The organism is Allobosea sp. P1_A7 (genome assembly GCF_056406775.1).
The window spans coordinates 1-16,168 of record NZ_JBFTZN010000119.1 but is presented as its reverse complement, the minus strand read 5'-3'; the positions used below and the strand labels follow the sequence as shown (position 1 = coordinate 16,168).

Genomic DNA, 16,168 nt, shown 5'->3' with positions numbered 1-16,168 from the left:
CGGTCCCAAGCTCATGGGCATCAACCTTCGCGAGATCGCGGCACAGCGCGCCGACAAGGCCGGACCGGGCAGCGATGCCGAAGGCGTCACCTCGGCCGCCCGCCTGTTCGACGTTCGCGCCTATCGCGTCGAAAACCCGGTTCTGACCAACAAGACGATCACCGAGATCGAAGCCCTCATCAAGGAGACCCGTGCCTTCATCCTGCGCGTTCGCAGCGGGGTGGTGCTGTTCGGCCACGCTTCGGATCGCAGGATCCAGGCGGGCGACATCATTGCCATCATGGCAAGACACGAAGTTCACGCCGCCCGCGGCGACCTCATCGGACCTGAAGTGAGCGATCCCGAGCTGCTCGACATTCCGCTCGAGGCGCTCAACGTCATCGTGACGTCCCGCAGCATCGACGAGAAATCGCTGGGGGAACTGGCCCAGGCCGAATTCGCGCGTGGCGTCTTCCTGTCCAAGCTGACACGCTCAGGCATCGAGATGCCGATCGAGCCGACGACACGCGTCAATCGTGGCGACGTCATGTCGCTGGTCGGGCCGCTGCCGGAAGTCGAGCGGGCCGCGACCGAGCTCGGCTACCCCGACCGCCGCACCTCGGCAACCGACATGGTCTTCGTCGGCTTCGGGATCTTYCTGGGCGGMTTGTTCGGTYTGCTGACWCTGGTCGTCTGGGGKGTGCCRCTGACMCTGACCGCSAGCGGCGGCGCSCTCTTCATGGGGCTCGTCTTCGGCTGGCTCCGCTCCGTCTACCCCTTCTACGGCCGCATTCCCGAGCCGGCGATCTGGATCTTCGATACGGTCGGGCTTTGCATGTTCATCGGCATCGTCGGGCTCGGCGCCGGACCGAGCTTCGTCTCGGGCCTGAAGGCGACCGGCATCAGCCTGATCTTGGTCGGCCTCGTCTCCGCGCTGCTGCCGCATGTCGTCGGCATTCTGTTCGGGCGTTACGTCCTGAAGATGGATCCGCTGATCGTGCTTGGTGCCTGCGCCGGGGCTGGCACCATCACAGCCGCCCTCCGGGCCATCCAGGACGAGGCCCAGAGCAGCATTCCGGCGCTGGGCTACACGGTACCCTATGCCATCGGGAACATCCTGCTCACGGCCTGGGGGCCAATCCTCATCGGCATCATGTCGCGTTAGGAGTCGCTGGCGCTGGTAGCGCCGTGCTGCCTGCGGTGGCTGGGTCAAATCGAAATTGATTTGAGCTTCGACCTCGCTCAACCAGGGACGAGTTTCAAAATGCCCAGTGCGGCAAAAGACGTGCTGTCGAAGGGTCCCTTCTTATCGCACCATCCGGACGCCGCGATAGGTGGCAAAGTACCTGCCGAATTGGTGGGGCGTCGGCGCACACGAGACCGCCAGGACATATGGGAAGAATGGCGCTGGACGACTTGCGGATTGAGCGCTTATCGCCTCGAGAATCGAACCCGGATCGGGACGCACCGTACGCGACCTGCTGGGCGCCCGGGAGTGGCGCATCCGAGCTTTGCCGCCTGGAGGCGAAGCAGCCGAAAGCAACGCGCAGCGGCGCAAAACGAGATGCCGACCCCGACCAGCAGCGGGATCCAGCAGGCTGGAACAGGACCAGTCTGAGTGTGGCAGTATTGTCATAAATAGGAATTCCGGTAGAGGCGCGCCTATGCAGACATTCATCAACTCCTTTCTGCTAGTGCTTGCCGCGATCTTCCCTGTGGTGAATCCTCCGGGGACGGCGCTTGTCTTTATCGGGCTTACGAGTGGACTGACACCCAACGTTCGGCGCGCACTGGCGCGGCGGGTCGCATTCAACTCCCTGCTCGTCCTAGTGGGTTCCTTTCTGCTTGGAGCCTTAATCCTGCAGTTTTATGGTATATCCATACCGGTCTTGCGCGTCGCGGGCGGTTTCATCGTCGCGGTATCCGGTTGGAAGCTTCTCAACAAAGGAAGCCGCACGGAAATCGAGGCCACACCCAACTCTGCGCATCTAGGAGATCCGCTCAGCCTGGCGTTCTATCCGTTGACGCTGCCCCTCACCACTGGCCCGGGCACGATCGCGGTGATGATCAGTCTCGGCCTCTCGCGGGGCGCTCAGCGACCGGCCGACGAGCTGTTGTTCATATTTGCCAGTCTTGCCGCTGTCGCGGTGATCGCCTTCGCAATAGGAATCTGCTTCTCATACGCGCATCGAATGCAAAGGTTTCTCGGTCCAGGTGGAACCGACATTGCCGTACGTTTAACCGCATTCATCCTCTTCACCCTCGGCATGCAGATCATATGGTCCGGAGCGAATGAGTTACTCATCTCGGTCCTGCATCCTGGCTCAATTCCGGCCGCCCCGAAGCCACTGGGCTGAGCGCACCGGTCCGCGTGCGAGCACTAGCCCTTCGTCAGGACGACGACCGTTCGTGAAATTACCGCCTCCAATAGCCGGATTTCCGCGCGCCAATGTGGTGATCCGAATCCTTCCGGGAAAGAGCGCCGACATTCGCGCCCCTTTTCCTGCCGGGCCAGATGTTGCGGGGCGATGCTTGAGGACATGAGTTCGGGTTGATAGTGAAGAGGCGCTGCGAGCCTCTCACGGCAGTTCCGTTTTTTTCACCAGGTGGGGGCCGCAGTTTGCCATGCGCGACCTAATCTCCACGCCATCGGTAAAGCTCTATCTCCGCGAGGCGCGTGAGGTGCGGCGGCTGACGAAAGCACTGGCCTTTGCCGCCGAGGCCCATCGGAACCATCGTCGCAAGGGGGCGAGCCAGGAGCCCTATATCAACCACCTGATCGAAGTGGTCGATCTCGTCGCGTCGGTCGAAAGCAGCGATATGGACGTTCTTATCGCGGCGGTGCTCCATGATGTGCTGGAGGACACCCAGACTGGCCATGACGAGTTGGCTGCAGCGTTCGGGGACCGTGCCGCACATATCGTCCAAGAGAATTCCGATGACATGACCTTGCCCAAGTCGGAGCGGCGCCGCGCTCGGCTCGAAGGCATTGGCAAGAAATCGCGCGAGGCAAGGCTGGTCAAGTTCGCGGACATCATCTCGAACCTGCGCGCCATCGCCGTCTCGCCGCCGGCCGGCTGGTCGAACGATCGCAGGCTTGGATACCTGAACGCCTGCCGCAATCTCGTGGATGCCGGACGCGGTTCGAACGCTGAGATCGAACGCATCTTCGACGACACCGCAAAAGCAGTGGAGCAGACAATCAGAGCCGAAGGGCTCGGCGATCTGGATGATGGTGCGTCAGCACGGAACGAGCTCGAGGCTGCCATCGGCCAGGCTGTGTACCTCGTCTATGTGCCGAACACCAAGTGCCGCACCCTGGGAGAAGCAGACATCGACCTGCTCTGTGAAATGATCGCCCGAACGTTCCCGTCTGCCACTGTGCAGACAGCCGAAGGCATTCATGAGCACCGGCGCAGATCGATGCTTATCGGCAGGATCCGGACAGATAGCGGCGACGCGATCGTCGCTCTTGCCCAGCGCCTGTGCCTCGCCTTTGACGAGCCCTTTGTCGGCGTCGAGGTCGATGGGCGCTACATTCGTATCTATGGCGATGACACCGACTAGGCCGTCCGGATTTCAGTCGACGCGAGACTCGCTGGACKGAAATTCAAGCTGGTCCGGATCGATCTTGCCGAAGCGGATCAGTTCCTTTCGGGCATCGACGAAAAGAGGAAAATCGCCGTGTTGAAGCGAGATTTTCATCTTCACGTGGCCATCACGGCTCGAAAGGCCGGGTAAGGGCGCGGCGATCCGGCGATGATCGGTCGAGGGACATCCTTGGGCTTTCGGATGGCAGTGAAGGCGCAGCGTACAACGTTGCTACGCCGCGCACCGACAGGCAATCGTGCCGCCGTATCTGTCCCCCGCCTCAAATCCACGAACCATCATCGCTCGGTTCACGCCGTGTACTGCGGCAATATCCACCAAGCGGCAGAGTGTGGCCGGCGCCAGCGGCAGCGAAGCGGATCATCAGGGCGATCGATTGATGGCCATTGGATCGCGGATCAGCGATGCATGTAGACCGTGGTCTGCTCCGACTTCGTCTGGCCATGCATCATCCCGTGCGTGCCAGATGGCCTGCGCCCACTAGGCCGGCGGAGTGACGTAGCCGCGCTCGGCCATGCAGCCGAGATAGATCGACTTAACGGCCTCGCTCCGGCGGGCGGTAATCTGGTCGGCTGCGTCGCCCCCCACCGCACCATTGGCCCGTATCGTGTTGGCCGGCAGGGGCGCCTTGTTGGCTTTACGAATGCAGGCGGCTGCATCCTTGTTCACCAGCGCCTCCAGCGTCGCATTTCCAATGATTGCCCGGCCATCGACGCGCTGCATCCTGGGAGGAGCGGTGCTCACGGCCTGGCAACTGGCGAGTGAGATCGACGCGACAGCGACGGCGTAGCGAAGCATGAAACCCTCCCTAGTCTCCCAAAGGAGCACAGYCAGCGAGTGGTTCAACGGTGAATGGCGTCTCATGCGCGGCCCGCGTCGAAGCCGCAAGGCGGCCCACGCCGAAGGCCTACGATCCGAACGGTTATTTAACCGTCGATCGGAGGCGGAGCCGCCGACGGGGCTTTCTGGGTTATGCAAGCACGAATTCCGTCGTCGGCCAGGCGAAGCGGCGCAAAAATCCAGATCGTAATTGCGTGATCAAGTGAATCAAGCAAACGCCGATTTGCCCAGCGGCTATTTGAGGCTCCGGCTGGGGGGCTTCCCTTCTCATGGGATCACCGGCGGGTGATATTCTAGGGTGTAGGCCAGGGCCCAGAGCAAGAACAGCACCAGCGGCAGATGGACGAGCAACTGCAGGAATGTGAAGCCGACAATGTCGCGCGCCTTGAGGCCGAGTACGCCGAGCAAGGGCAGCATCCAGAAGGGATTGATAAGGTTCGGCAGCGCCTCCGCGGCGTTGTAGACTTGGACCGCCCAGCCCAGATGCACCTTGAGGTCGTTGGCGGCCTGCATGACATAGGGGGCTTCGAGCAGCCACTTGCCGCCACCGGACGGGATGAAAAAGCCAAGCACCGCGGAATAGACACCGATCACCAGTGGATAGAGGTGCTGGGTCGACATGGCGACAAAGGCATGGGCGATCTGGTCGGAAACGGTCAGCCCGGCATCGTTCTTCGCCATCGTGAGGATCGCTGCAATCGAGCCGTAGAACGGAAACTGGATGAGTACCCCAGACGTCGCCGGCACGGATTTGACGACCGCATTGAGGAAGCGCTTCGGCCGCCAATGCAGCAGCATGCCGAGCATGATGAAGAGGAAATTATAGGTATTGAGGCTCGAAATCGCGATCATCGTGTCTTTGGTCGCGAATTCATGAGCCAGCCAGCCAGCCGCCAGCAGAACGATCAGGATCGTCAGCAATGGCGAATGTTCCAGCCATTCTCCCGGCTGCCGTGGTGGCGGCAGGTCGTCCGTGACGTCCCGTTCGACATTGATGTTCATCGCTTCCGCCGTGACGGCTTTGTCTGGCCCGGGGGCCGACCAAACGGCGATCACCACCGAGACCGACAGCAGGACGACAGAGACGACCACCGACTGCCACAGGAAGATGGTTTCGGAGAACGGGATCACGCCCGTTATCGGCAACAGGGATTTGGGCAGACTTCCCGCATTGGCCTGAAGTTGCGCTGCTGACGAGGAAAGGCCCATTGCCCAGGTTGCACCCAGACCGAGATAGGCCGCCGCAGCAGCGGCGCGATAATCCATTTTCAGCTCGCGGCGTTCCGCGAGTGCGCGCACGAGAAGGCCGCCGAAGATCAGGCTCAGGCCCCAGTTGAGTAGCGATGCAAGCATGCTTACCGCCGCGACAACACCGACGGCGCCCGAGCCGGAACTGGGTATGGCCGCGAGGCGGCGGATGAGCCGTTGAGCCGGAGCGGAGACCGCGACGACATAACCGCCGATGGCGACGAATGCCATCTGCATCGTGAATGTGATCAGGCTCCAAAATCCGTCGCCAAAAGCCCGGCTGACGGCAAGCGGCGAGGCACCATTCAGCATCGCCGCCAGAGAGACAATCACAACCGCGATCGCTACAAAAACGAAGGCATCGGGGAACCAGCGCTCCGCCCAGGTCGTGAACGAGATCGCGATCCGAACCAGCAACCCGTCCTTTTGGTTTGGACCGCTGGATGCTGCATCCGACTTAGCCAAGCTCGCCTGTGACATGCCGCAGATCCCCCGTGTTGTTCTGGTGTCAACTCGATGCGCAATGGACATCGCGAAGCAGGCCGCATAAGGAGCCTGCATCCCAAGGATACGCTGCACCTCCCCCCTCTCGCTGTTCGCATACCGCCTGCCGTCGGCACGGCTACAGCCGCATCTCCTCGACATTGTCCGGAATGGCGAGCTTCGCCTCGGTCGCCGCAATGACTTGCTCCACCGACACGCCAGGGCCGAGTTCAAGCAGGGTCGCCTGTCCGTCGGGAAATCCGATGACTGCCATTTCACTGACGACAAGGTCCACCGGCCTCACCGAGGTCAGGGGCAGCGTGCATCGGTTGACGATCTTGGGCTTGCCCTTGGCGGTATGCTGCATCGCCACGATCACGCGCTTTGCACCGGTGACGAGGTCCATCGCACCACCCATCCCCGGCACCATTTTGCCGGGGATCATCCAATTCGCCAGCAAGCCATGCGCATCGACCTGCAGCGCTCCGAGCACCGTCATGTCGACATGGCCGCCGCGAATGAAGGCGAATGACATCGCGCTGTCGAACGTACTGGCGCCAGGCAATGCGGTCACCGGGCGTCCGCCGGCATCCGTCAGCGTGGGATGCGCCATCCCCTCCTCGGGGATCGGGCCGGTTCCGATCAGGCCATTCTCCGACTGAAAGAACACCGTGATGCCCGTCGGCACGAAGTTCGCCACCATGGTGGGGATGCCAATGCCGAGATTGACCAGCATCCCTGCTCGCAACTCGCCTGCGATGCGCTTGGCGATGATCGATTGTGCATCCATCGTCCTGATCCGTCAGGCGTTGGTGACGAGATAGTCGACCAGCGGCGCGGGCGTCACGACGTGGTCGGGCGATATCAGTCCTACCGGCACGATATTCTCGGCCGTGACGATGGTGGTATCGGCTGCCATCGCCATCACCGGATTGAAGTTTCGCGCCGTGAGCGCGTAGGAAAGATTGCCGAGATAGTCGGCGAGAAAGGCATTGATGAGCGCGAAATCCGCCCGGAGGGCAGTCTCGACGAGGTAGCTCTTGCCGTTGAGGTCGATCCGCTGCTTGCCTTCCTCGACGAGGGTCCCGACGCCTGTCGGAGTGAGTACGCCACCGAGCCCGCTGCCGCCGGCGCGGATGCGCTCGATGAGCGTGCCCTGCGGCACGAGATCGACCGCCATAGTACCCGCAATCATCTGCCGCTGCGTCTCCGGATTGAGGCCGATATGGCTGGCGATGGTGCGGCTGACGAGGCCGGCGTCGACGAGCTTGCCGATCCCCCGTCCGGGAACCGCGTTGTCGTTGGCGATCACGATGAGATTTCGCTTACCCTGGCGCACCAGCTCGTCGATCAGGCGCTCGGGCGTCCCGACGCCCATGAATCCGCCGATCATGAGGGTTGCGCCATCCGGGATCAAATTGACCGCATCCGCGCATGAGACAGTTTTCATTGTCGAATGTTCCGATTTCGATGAAACTAACACACTCAATTTCAAGATCAAATTGTAAATCGTTCTTGATAAACGTTCTTGAAATCAAAAAACGTCAGTAACATTGTCTTTCTTGAGTCTTTTTTGCTTTTACCAACCCCTTGACCTAATCGATAATGTGGTAACCGCCGTCGATATAGAGCGTCTGTCCGGTGATGAGGCGCGCTGCATCATGCGCCAGGAAGGCGGTGGCCATGCCAACGTCGTCGATGCTGACGAGGTTACGGGCCGGGGCTTTGGTCCTGGCCTTCTCGAGCAGTGCGTCGAATTCCGGGATGCCCGAGGCAGCGCGCGTCGYCAGGGGGCCCGGCGAAATGGCATGCACGCGAATGCCTTTGGGACCCAGTTCGGCGGCGACATAGCGCACCGCGCTTTCCAGCGCTGCCTTGGCCACCCCCATGATGTTGTAATTCTCGACGACCATCTGGCTGCCGTAGAAGGTCATCGTGAAGAGCGTGCCGCCCTTCTTCATCAGGGGCTCGGCCAGATGGGCCATTTGAAGAAAGGACCAGCAGGAAATGTCCATGGTGGCGAGAAAGCCCTCGCGCCCGACATCCACCACGCGGCCATGCAGCGCCTCCTTGGGAGCAAACGCGATGGAATGGACGACGAAATCGAGTTCGCCCCAATCCTTGGCGATGCGCTCGAACACGGCTTCCATCTCGCCCGGCGTGCGCGCGTCGAGCGGCATCACGATCGGGGCTTCGATCTCTTGTGCCAGCGGCTCGACAAATTTCTTGGCCTTTTCGTTGAGATAGGTGACGGCGAGTTCCGCTCCCAGCGCACGAAACGCCCTGGCACAACCCCAGGCGATCGACTGATCATTGGCGATGCCAATGATCAGTCCCTTCTTGCCCTCGAGCAGCTTTGCTTTGACGACAGGTATCATCGAGTGCCCTTCTCAGGTCTTAGGTTTCGCGAACCTCAGGACTCCATTGCCAGGATCGGCCTTTCCAGCGGTTCCGCCGCCGAACAGCCCGACGATACGCTCGAGCCTCTGCGCTGCCTCGCCTGTCATGTCGCCAGCCGCGCTCAACACGCGCCGGAGTGCCGCAAGCGCCTTCTGGCGCGCTTCGTGATCGGGCGGCAGCAGATCGGGAATGGCGCTGAGCGTCGCCTCCTCGTCGATCAGCAGCATGTAGTATTGCTCGCGCACGAGCGCCTTGAACTCGGCCAGGCTCGGTTTCGGCTTGTCATCCTCGACTTCGGCCCGCAGGCCGCGAATGGCCGCAAGGCCGCGTTCGTCGGCACGGCCGCGCGCCATACCGACATGGAGCAGGCCGCGGACCAGGCACTCGCGCAAGCCGCCTCTGGGGATGCGCGATTTCAGTTCGGCGATGCGGGACTGCAGGAGTTCGCGATGGAGCGGGCTTGATTGCGCCTTCCGCAGAGGTCGCGCATCGGTCGGATCGATGCCCACGGCGGCCTGCAAGGCGGGTGAGCCGTAGACCGACAGGAATATGCGCTCGCTCCAAGATTCAGTCGTTTCCCGCCAGGCGTCGAGGCCTGCGACGATCTGCTCGGACACCGCTTGCTGCATCGCGAGAAACGGATTGCCTGCGGCAACCGGCCGCCGATCCTCGCTCGCCCGTTCGGCCATAGCCTTGACCGGCGCCATCAAAGGATTCGCATCGGAGAAGAGTTCGTATTGCAGCCGCAGAGGATGCAGCTTTCGCATGGCGTCGGCGACGGGTGCCGAGGTCATGCTGCGGACCATCGGCTGCGCGAATGCGCGATAGAGGGCGAGGTTGATCTCCGATACTCGTGCGGCAGTGGCGAAGCGGCGCTCATCCTCCGCATCATTGCCGCCGAGCGCACGAATGTCGTCGAGCGTCCGCGCCTCACAACGCATCACCCACTGCCCCGCGACGAGATCAGGGCTGACCGTGTCCGCCTCCTTGGCTTCCAGCACCGCCTCGTACAGCCCTGGCGGCAGCACATCGATCATGTCGATATTGCTGGAGAACTCGTCGTGCTCCTTGCGGGCGACGCCGGCGGAAACAAAAATCCCGAGATGCCCGACGGATTCATGGATCGTGTAGACGATGGTCTGGCCGTAGGCGCGGATTTCGTCGATGTCCTCGTAGAGATCCAGGATCCATCCGAGCGCCTGCTGCGGCGGCGTGATGTTGTCGCCCTTGGAACAGAACACCACGATCGGCGAACGGATATTGCGCAGATCGATTGCCACTCCGTCGGAGGTCCGGATCTCGCCGGCCGCCAGCTTGTTGCCGACGAAAAGGTCGTCGACGATCGCCTGGATTTCGGCGGCGTTCAGATTGACATGCCCGCCCCACCAGCGCTCGAAGCCGAGATAGCGCGGCGCCTCCGTGTCGATCTTGGAATAGAGATTGTAGCGCTTGCTCCAGAGCGTATTGGCCGGGTTCTGGTTCTCGAAGTTCTGAACGAGCCAGGCGCCGTCGAACTTGCCGGCGCCAAGGTCGGAGGTGAGCGCGGTCAGCCAGCTCCCGCCCAACAGACCGCCGCTGTAGCGCATCGGGTTCTGTCCGCGCACGCCCGCCCAATAGGAGAGCGGCGAACCGGCGATGATGATGGGGCCGAACAGCTCCGGCCGCAGTGATGCAAGCATCATGAGCGCCCAGCCCGCCTGGCAGTTGCCGATCACGCAGGGCTTGCCGTCGGCCTGCGGGTGCAATGCGATGACCCGCTCGAGGAAAATCCCCTCGGCGCGGGCGATGTCCTCGATGGTCTGGCCCGGCATGGGCTCGGGCAGGAATCCGACGAAATAGCAGGGATGCCCGGCCTTGAAGGCGACGCCGATCTCGCTGTCGGCCTTGAACCCGCCGATACCCGGCCCGTGCCCGGCCCGCGGATCGACCACCACGAAGGGGCGGCGCATAGGATCGACCGAAACGCCCTCGGGCGGGATAATCCGCACGAGAATGTAATTGACGGGATGATCGAGGTTGCGGCCGTCGAGAACGACCTCCGCCTCATAGTCGAGCACATGCGGAGCGGTCTCGGCGAGATGCTCGCGATACTGGTTTCCGCTCTGGCGCATCACATCCATGAACAGGAGGCTGCGCTGCGCGGCGTCGACCATGTACTCCATCGCAGCGCCAAACGGACCAAAAGCCCCGGTGGTCGCAGGCTTCTCGGGTTGGCCAGGCTTTGACATCATCGCCCTCGCCTCTTCGGTTTTATGCGTTCATATCGGCGGAACAAGCACTTTAGGCTGGTGCCGACGTGCTGCAAGCCTGTATTGAGGCGTCGCGGCAAGGCAATTGACCTTTGGGGCAATCCGCCTCCCGTCTGGACCACCGATTACGCCCAAGCGTGCCTCGACCAGCTTGGGCTCGCCCCATCCGGAACTCCGCCCCCGTCGTCCACAATATCCACCGCAACGGGTCAATGGGATCTGGAAAAGCGGCCGTATCCACCCATTCGCTGACTGCCCAGCCCGATGGTGAAGGTGGCACGCCATCGGCTCGGAGCAGGTCCAGAGCGCCATGATCTCCGCACCCGACCCGGGGCTTTGAGGGGACCGCCTGCGCCTGGATAAAGCGGTGCCCAGTGCCCACCTCCGCGCAAATAGCCACGGTCATGGTTGCAGACATTGACGTTGATCGTTGGCGCAGAGAACAATCGGCCTGCCGAAGCGCGAGCTGCTGAGTTGAACGGCGCTCAGAAGCCGCTCGCTGAAGAGCGAGGCGCATGGCCGGACTCCGTGCCAGACACTCGAATAGGGCAGGAGCTAATTTGGGCATTCCTCATTGGCTTTCCGCCCACGCCCTCAGGGGAGGCTCAGAAGCTGACTGCGAGCAACCTCGAAGTCGCACCGAAAGCACGCGTCTCGCGCCGGCCCCCCAGCATCAAGGAGCCCCGCAATGAACCTCGACAGCGGAGCGGTGGAGATAGCCGCGCGGGCAATGTGTGAGAATGTGTACTCTTCCTGCGAGGCGCCTTCACCAGAGAGCTACGAGGAGCATTGGCACTCAGTGCGCGACCACTACCGAGGGCAGGCCGAAGTCGCCATTCGCGCCTACCTCGCCGCCGAGCCAGCCATCCCGGCGTTGGTCGCCGAGCGAGATGCGGCCGTGACGGGGCTGTTGGGCCTCCTGCGTGACGAGTATTGCGCCGCCTTTGAAGCGGCCTATGCAGTTAGAGACCACGCAATGCTCGCCGCCCTGTCGCCCGCCCACTGCGGAGATAAGCGTGAGTGACACCCCAAGATCAACAGCCCCACGGGATAGCCAGCACGAGCCCCACCAGCACGCGGAGCGCCCACCCCCCGTCAAGGTCGCTTGCCAGCGAGACGATAAGCGTCAATCGCATYGTCAGCCACGCCTCGTCGTCGAAGGCGCCAGCCCAAGGCTCTAAACCCAGCTGCGGATCAGGTTCCGCGACAGGTCGTGTCGGCGGGCGAGGCTATGGAGCGTCTCGCTAGCCAGGTAGTCCTGCGCCACATGGTGCTTGAAATCAGGTGCTGTGGGTGCGGTGCCGGGGCCATGGCTTCCATCCTTCGAAAGCCCGGATCTCCGGTCAATTGCCACGCTTCAAACTGTCTGCCTCAAGGGGCGCACTCCTCATTCGCATCGAAGACGACGACGATCTATGAGAAGCGATCACTTCGGCTTTGTGAGTGTGTTGGCCGTCTCGGCAGCCTTCGCTGCCGCATCCTGCGCAGCCGCGCCCAATTCTTTGAGTTGGGTCTGAAACGCGGCCATCTGAGACTTGAGGAAATCGGACTGGAGCTGCATGACTTCCACCAGGTCTTTCGCCTTGACCAGCTTCTGGGCCAGATCGAGCCCGGCAGAGACATTGTTGTCTGCATAGGCGATGGCCTTGCGGCCGGTATCCTGCATGTCGAAAAGCGCAAACCCGGCAGAACCAGGGGCGGCCTCGACCGCTTTCCGCGCAGCGCCGATGAAGCCGTCGAAGGCCTTGCGAGCCTGCTCGACGTTACGTTCAGCGAGTTCACGCATTTGGGCCGGCACTTCGTAGGGTGTCTTGCCATTCATGGAGTTTCTCCCCTATTCAACAATGAACACTTCGATCGTTCTGCGCCACAGTATCGTGCTCGTTTGCGATGACAAAGGCTCAAGGGTCAGCCTGCCCCTCATCACCACGGACGTTCTTGGGCGCCTCTAATGGGCGGTCCACCCGCCGTCGATCGACAACATGGTCCCAGTGATCGACGATGCGGCGTCAGAACTCAGAAAGAGCGCCAGCGCCGCAATTTGCTCCACAGTGACGAACTCCTTCGTTGGCTGCGCCTCCAGCAGCACATCCGCAATGACTTGCTCCTTGGTGAGACCGCGAGCCTTCATCGTGTCCGGGATTTGCTTCTCGACCAGCGGCGTCCAGACATAGCCGGGACAGATCGCATTGACCGTGACGTGATCTTTCGCCACCTCAAGAGCGACTGTCTTGGTGAGGCCGGCAATGCCATGCTTCGCGGCGACATAGGCGGATTTGAAGGGTGACGCGACCAGCGCATGGGCGGACGCTGTGTTGATAATACGTCCCCAACCACGTGATTTCATGCCGGGAACGACCGCCTTGGTCGCGTAAAAAGCGGCGAGTAGGTTGATTCGGATGATCGCTTCCCACTTGWCGTCGGGAAACTCCTCGATCGGCGCCACATGTTGGATGCCGGCGTTGTTGACAAGAATATCGACCCGGCCGAACTCCTGCTCGGCCATCCGCACCATGCCGGTCACTTCCGCGCCCTTCGACATGTCCGCCGGCGAGTACCGGCAGACCACTTTGAAGTCGGTCTCGATGCCCGCGCGCTCCTTCTCGATGGTGGCGGCGTCTCCGAAGCCGTTGATGAGTATGTCGGCGCCCTCCTTGGCGAAAGCGCGCGCCAGAGCAAGCCCGATTCCACTCGTGGATCCGGTAACGACGGCCGCCTTTCCTTGAAGTGACATCTTGCCTCCGATGGCGCCTAAACGTCGTTTGTGTACTGGAACCCTGCCCGTTCGCGACGAACCTCGCGACGGATCTGTGAGATGAAGCGATCAAACCAGTCCGGTCGTGTAATAGACGGCAATGACGACGAACACAGCGAGCGTCTTGATTAAGGTGATCGCGAAGATATCGCGGTAAGACTGCTGATGAGTCAGGCCGGTCACGGAAAGTAGGGTGATAACCGCACCATTATGTGGAAGCGTGTCCATGCCGCCGCTCGCCATCGCGGCAACGCGATGCAGAACTTCAAGCGGGATATTGGCGGCATTGGCGGCAGCAATAAACTGGTCCGACATGGCCGCTAGCGCGATGCTCATGCCTCCGGAGGCCGAGCCGGTGATACCTGCGAGCACCGACACGCTGATCGCCGTGTTGGCCAGCGGGTTCGGGATCGCTTTGAGGGCGTCGGCGATGACGACGAACCCTGGCAACGCTGCGATGACGCCGCCGAAGCCGTACTCCGACGCCGTGTTCATGGAGGCCAGCAGCGATCCCGCCACCGCGGCCTTGGTGCCGTCGGCGAAGCGCTGCATGACCGCTCGGAAGGCGAAGGCCAGCACGGTCAGGATGCCAAGCAGGAGCGCGCCCTGGACGGCCCAGATCGCGGCGACCGACGACACCTGCGTGATCAGAGGCTTCACCATTCCCGCCAGCGTCACCTCGTGAGTGGCGCCGTAGTATTTGACGATCAGGCCCGTCAGGATCTTGTTGGCCACCCCGACCACAACCAGCGGCGCCAGGGCGATGGCGGGGTGGACCAGTTTCTCCTCAGCCATTGGTTCGGGCTCGTTCGTATGGCCCTCGCCATAGCCCTCTCCAGCCGCCGCGGCCACCCGCCGGCGCCACTGCAGGTAGGCCATGCCCACCGTGAGAATGAAGATCGCACCTATCGTTCCAAGAATTGGAGCGGCCCACGTATCCGTCTTGAAGAAAGTGGTGGGGATGATGTTCTGGATCTGCGGCGTTCCGGGCAACGCGTCCATGGTGAAGGTGAAGGCACCCAGGGCGATCGTGCCGGGGATGAGGCGCTTGGGGATGTCGCTTTGCCGGAACATCTCGGCCGCGAACGGATATACCGCGAAGACGACCACAAAGAGCGAAACGCCGCCGTAGGTCAGAACCGCGCCGACCAGCACGATCGAGAGCATCGCCCGCTCGCGCCCGACGACGCCGATGACCGCCGAGACGATCGACTTGGAGAAACCCGATAATTCGATGAGCTTGCCAAAGACCGCGCCGAGCAGGAAGACCGGGAAATACAGTTTCACGAAGCCGACCATCTTCTCCATGAAGATGCCGGTGAACACGGGCGGCACTGCCGCGGGATCCGTCACCAGTACGGCCAGCATCGCGGCGATCGGCGCGAAGAGGATAACGCTGAAGCCACGATAGGCGACGAACATCAGCAGGACGAGAGCAGCAAGGGTAATCAGGAAATCCATGCGCTTTACTCCAGCACTTCTCTTGTTATTTCCCCTGCACGGCGCAGTACCCGGACGCCGGAAACGTCGAACTCAGTATGATCCGGTATCCGTCGTCATCATGAGCCTGTCCGTCTCGAGCTCGCGAATGACGTTTTTTTCCTCCGCGATGATCTCCTCGAGAATGTCGCGGACCGAGAGGACGCCGATGACCTTGCGCTCCTCGCAGACGAGCAGATGACGAATGCGGTGCGTCTTCAACAAGGCGTGGCATCGCTCGACGGAATCGCCAGGCCTCGCAAAAACGATCGAACGGTCGGTCATGATCTCGTGGACAAGGCAGGCGCCCGCTGTTTTGCCCTCCAGTTCGACATCCCGAGCGTAGTCGCGCTCGGTGAGGATGCCCTTGAGCTCACCACGGTCGAGTACGACGACAGCCCCGACATTCTTGTCCCGCATCAGCGTAAGGGCGCTGAGAACAGTGTCGTTCGGTGCCACGCTGATGACGGCGGAGACCTCCGAACGCTTGGATTGCAGTAGCTCGTGCGCGGTCTTGTTGAGCGTTGGCATCTGCTCTCACCCCCACAATACAGCAAGCGACGAAATGCTATCGAAAGTATTCACGATACCTAACGCAGGTCGTCAGAAATCGTCGTCATACAATGGAGTTATTTCGTTGACCACCGGCCGAATCCAGTAAGTCATCACTCGTGCGAACAGGTCCGGATCAATCGCTGTGCAGCTCATCGCACGATTGGAGTTATAGCAGCTTCATGGCAGCGAGAACCTGTCCCTAGGGCCAATACGTCCGTGCCTCCTGTGCGGTGCTGCCGAGGAGACGGTTGTTGCAGGCCCGCAGGCGCCCGGTCGTCCGCCACCCTCCGCGCCTGGGTGGTCACTGGCGACCAACGGCATGACACGCATTGACCGGAAAGGGCGAAGGGAGCAGCTTTCCGTCTGTCTACGCGAGCGTTTTCCGTACACGTTGTGGGGCGCAAGCCTCGGGAGGGTGTTACTAGGGCGATGCCATGCCCAGTCCATCGGGGTCACAGATCTGAGGGCTGGTTCGGCTATTTGATCAGTTTCGGGGCCTTCGCGAAGTGGATGTCAGCTTTGGTTATTATGAGACTTGGTATTCGAACTCGGAGCGTGTGAGGCCCAACCG

At 61.8% G+C, this 16,168-nt stretch carries 14 protein-coding genes; 4 read left to right on the top strand and 10 right to left on the bottom strand.

Annotated features, from left to right (window positions below; all coding sequences use genetic code 11):
- The 3 genes from AC1D34_RS20380 to AC1D34_RS20370 all read left to right on the top strand — a co-directional run.
- Nucleotides 1-1,144: aspartate-alanine antiporter-like transporter (locus AC1D34_RS20380; RefSeq protein ID WP_476825158.1), on the top strand; the 1,144-nt coding region annotated here is incomplete at its 5' end.
- A gap of 499 nt (nucleotides 1,145-1,643) precedes the next feature.
- Nucleotides 1,644-2,336, top strand: a complete 693-nt coding sequence (locus AC1D34_RS20375; protein WP_441508840.1) for a MarC family protein — start codon at nucleotides 1,644-1,646, stop codon at nucleotides 2,334-2,336.
- 268 nt (nucleotides 2,337-2,604) lie between these two features.
- On the top strand, nucleotides 2,605-3,546 hold the full coding sequence (locus AC1D34_RS20370; protein WP_476825157.1) for an HD domain-containing protein: 942 nt from the start codon (nucleotides 2,605-2,607) through the stop codon (nucleotides 3,544-3,546).
- A 522-nt stretch (nucleotides 3,547-4,068) separates the two neighbouring features.
- Here the strand turns inward: AC1D34_RS20370 and AC1D34_RS20365 are convergent.
- The 6 genes from AC1D34_RS20365 to AC1D34_RS20340 form a co-directional block, all read right to left on the bottom strand.
- A complete protein-coding gene (locus AC1D34_RS20365) occupies nucleotides 4,069-4,386 on the bottom strand; it encodes a hypothetical protein (protein ID WP_476777360.1) in 318 nt (105 codons plus the stop codon).
- Between the two features lie 309 nt (nucleotides 4,387-4,695).
- Complete coding sequence (locus AC1D34_RS20360) at nucleotides 4,696-6,156, bottom strand: short-chain fatty acid transporter (RefSeq protein ID WP_441508842.1); 1,461 nt, start codon at nucleotides 6,154-6,156, stop codon at nucleotides 4,696-4,698.
- A gap of 142 nt (nucleotides 6,157-6,298) precedes the next feature.
- Nucleotides 6,299-6,949: a 3-oxoacid CoA-transferase subunit B gene (locus tag AC1D34_RS20355; RefSeq protein WP_441508836.1), complete on the bottom strand. Its 651-nt coding sequence runs from the start codon at nucleotides 6,947-6,949 to the stop codon at nucleotides 6,299-6,301.
- A gap of 12 nt (nucleotides 6,950-6,961) precedes the next feature.
- Nucleotides 6,962-7,609 (bottom strand): CoA transferase subunit A, encoded by a 648-nt coding sequence (locus tag AC1D34_RS20350; protein WP_441508835.1) that lies wholly within the window; start codon nucleotides 7,607-7,609, stop codon nucleotides 6,962-6,964.
- A gap of 145 nt (nucleotides 7,610-7,754) precedes the next feature.
- Entirely contained in the window at nucleotides 7,755-8,537 is a 783-nt protein-coding gene (fabI, locus tag AC1D34_RS20345; RefSeq protein WP_476825156.1) for an enoyl-ACP reductase FabI, read from the bottom strand.
- 12 nt (nucleotides 8,538-8,549) lie between these two features.
- A complete protein-coding gene (locus tag AC1D34_RS20340) occupies nucleotides 8,550-10,790 on the bottom strand; it encodes a DUF3141 domain-containing protein (RefSeq protein WP_441508833.1) in 2,241 nt (746 codons plus the stop codon).
- Between the two features lie 706 nt (nucleotides 10,791-11,496).
- Here AC1D34_RS20340 and AC1D34_RS20335 point away from each other — a divergent pair.
- Nucleotides 11,497-11,832, top strand: a complete 336-nt coding sequence (locus tag AC1D34_RS20335; RefSeq protein ID WP_476825155.1) for a hypothetical protein — start codon at nucleotides 11,497-11,499, stop codon at nucleotides 11,830-11,832.
- Nucleotides 11,833-12,234: 402 nt separating this feature from the next.
- Here the strand turns inward: AC1D34_RS20335 and AC1D34_RS20330 are convergent, their stop codons facing one another.
- The 4 genes from AC1D34_RS20330 to AC1D34_RS20315 all read right to left on the bottom strand — a co-directional run bounded on the left by AC1D34_RS20330 (nucleotide 12,235) and on the right by AC1D34_RS20315 (nucleotide 15,573).
- Nucleotides 12,235-12,630 carry a phasin gene (locus AC1D34_RS20330; protein ID WP_476825154.1) on the bottom strand — a complete coding sequence of 132 codons (396 nt, stop codon included), beginning with the start codon at nucleotides 12,628-12,630 and terminating at the stop codon, nucleotides 12,235-12,237.
- Nucleotides 12,631-12,756: 126 nt separating this feature from the next.
- Nucleotides 12,757-13,542 carry a 3-hydroxybutyrate dehydrogenase gene (locus tag AC1D34_RS20325; protein WP_476825153.1) on the bottom strand — a complete coding sequence of 262 codons (786 nt, stop codon included), beginning with the start codon at nucleotides 13,540-13,542 and terminating at the stop codon, nucleotides 12,757-12,759.
- A gap of 90 nt (nucleotides 13,543-13,632) precedes the next feature.
- On the bottom strand, nucleotides 13,633-15,024 hold the full coding sequence (locus tag AC1D34_RS20320) for a GntP family permease (protein ID WP_441508829.1): 1,392 nt from the start codon (nucleotides 15,022-15,024) through the stop codon (nucleotides 13,633-13,635).
- Between the two features lie 72 nt (nucleotides 15,025-15,096).
- Entirely contained in the window at nucleotides 15,097-15,573 is a 477-nt protein-coding gene (locus AC1D34_RS20315; protein WP_441508828.1) for a CBS domain-containing protein, read from the bottom strand.
- Between the last annotated feature and the right edge of the window lie 595 nt (nucleotides 15,574-16,168).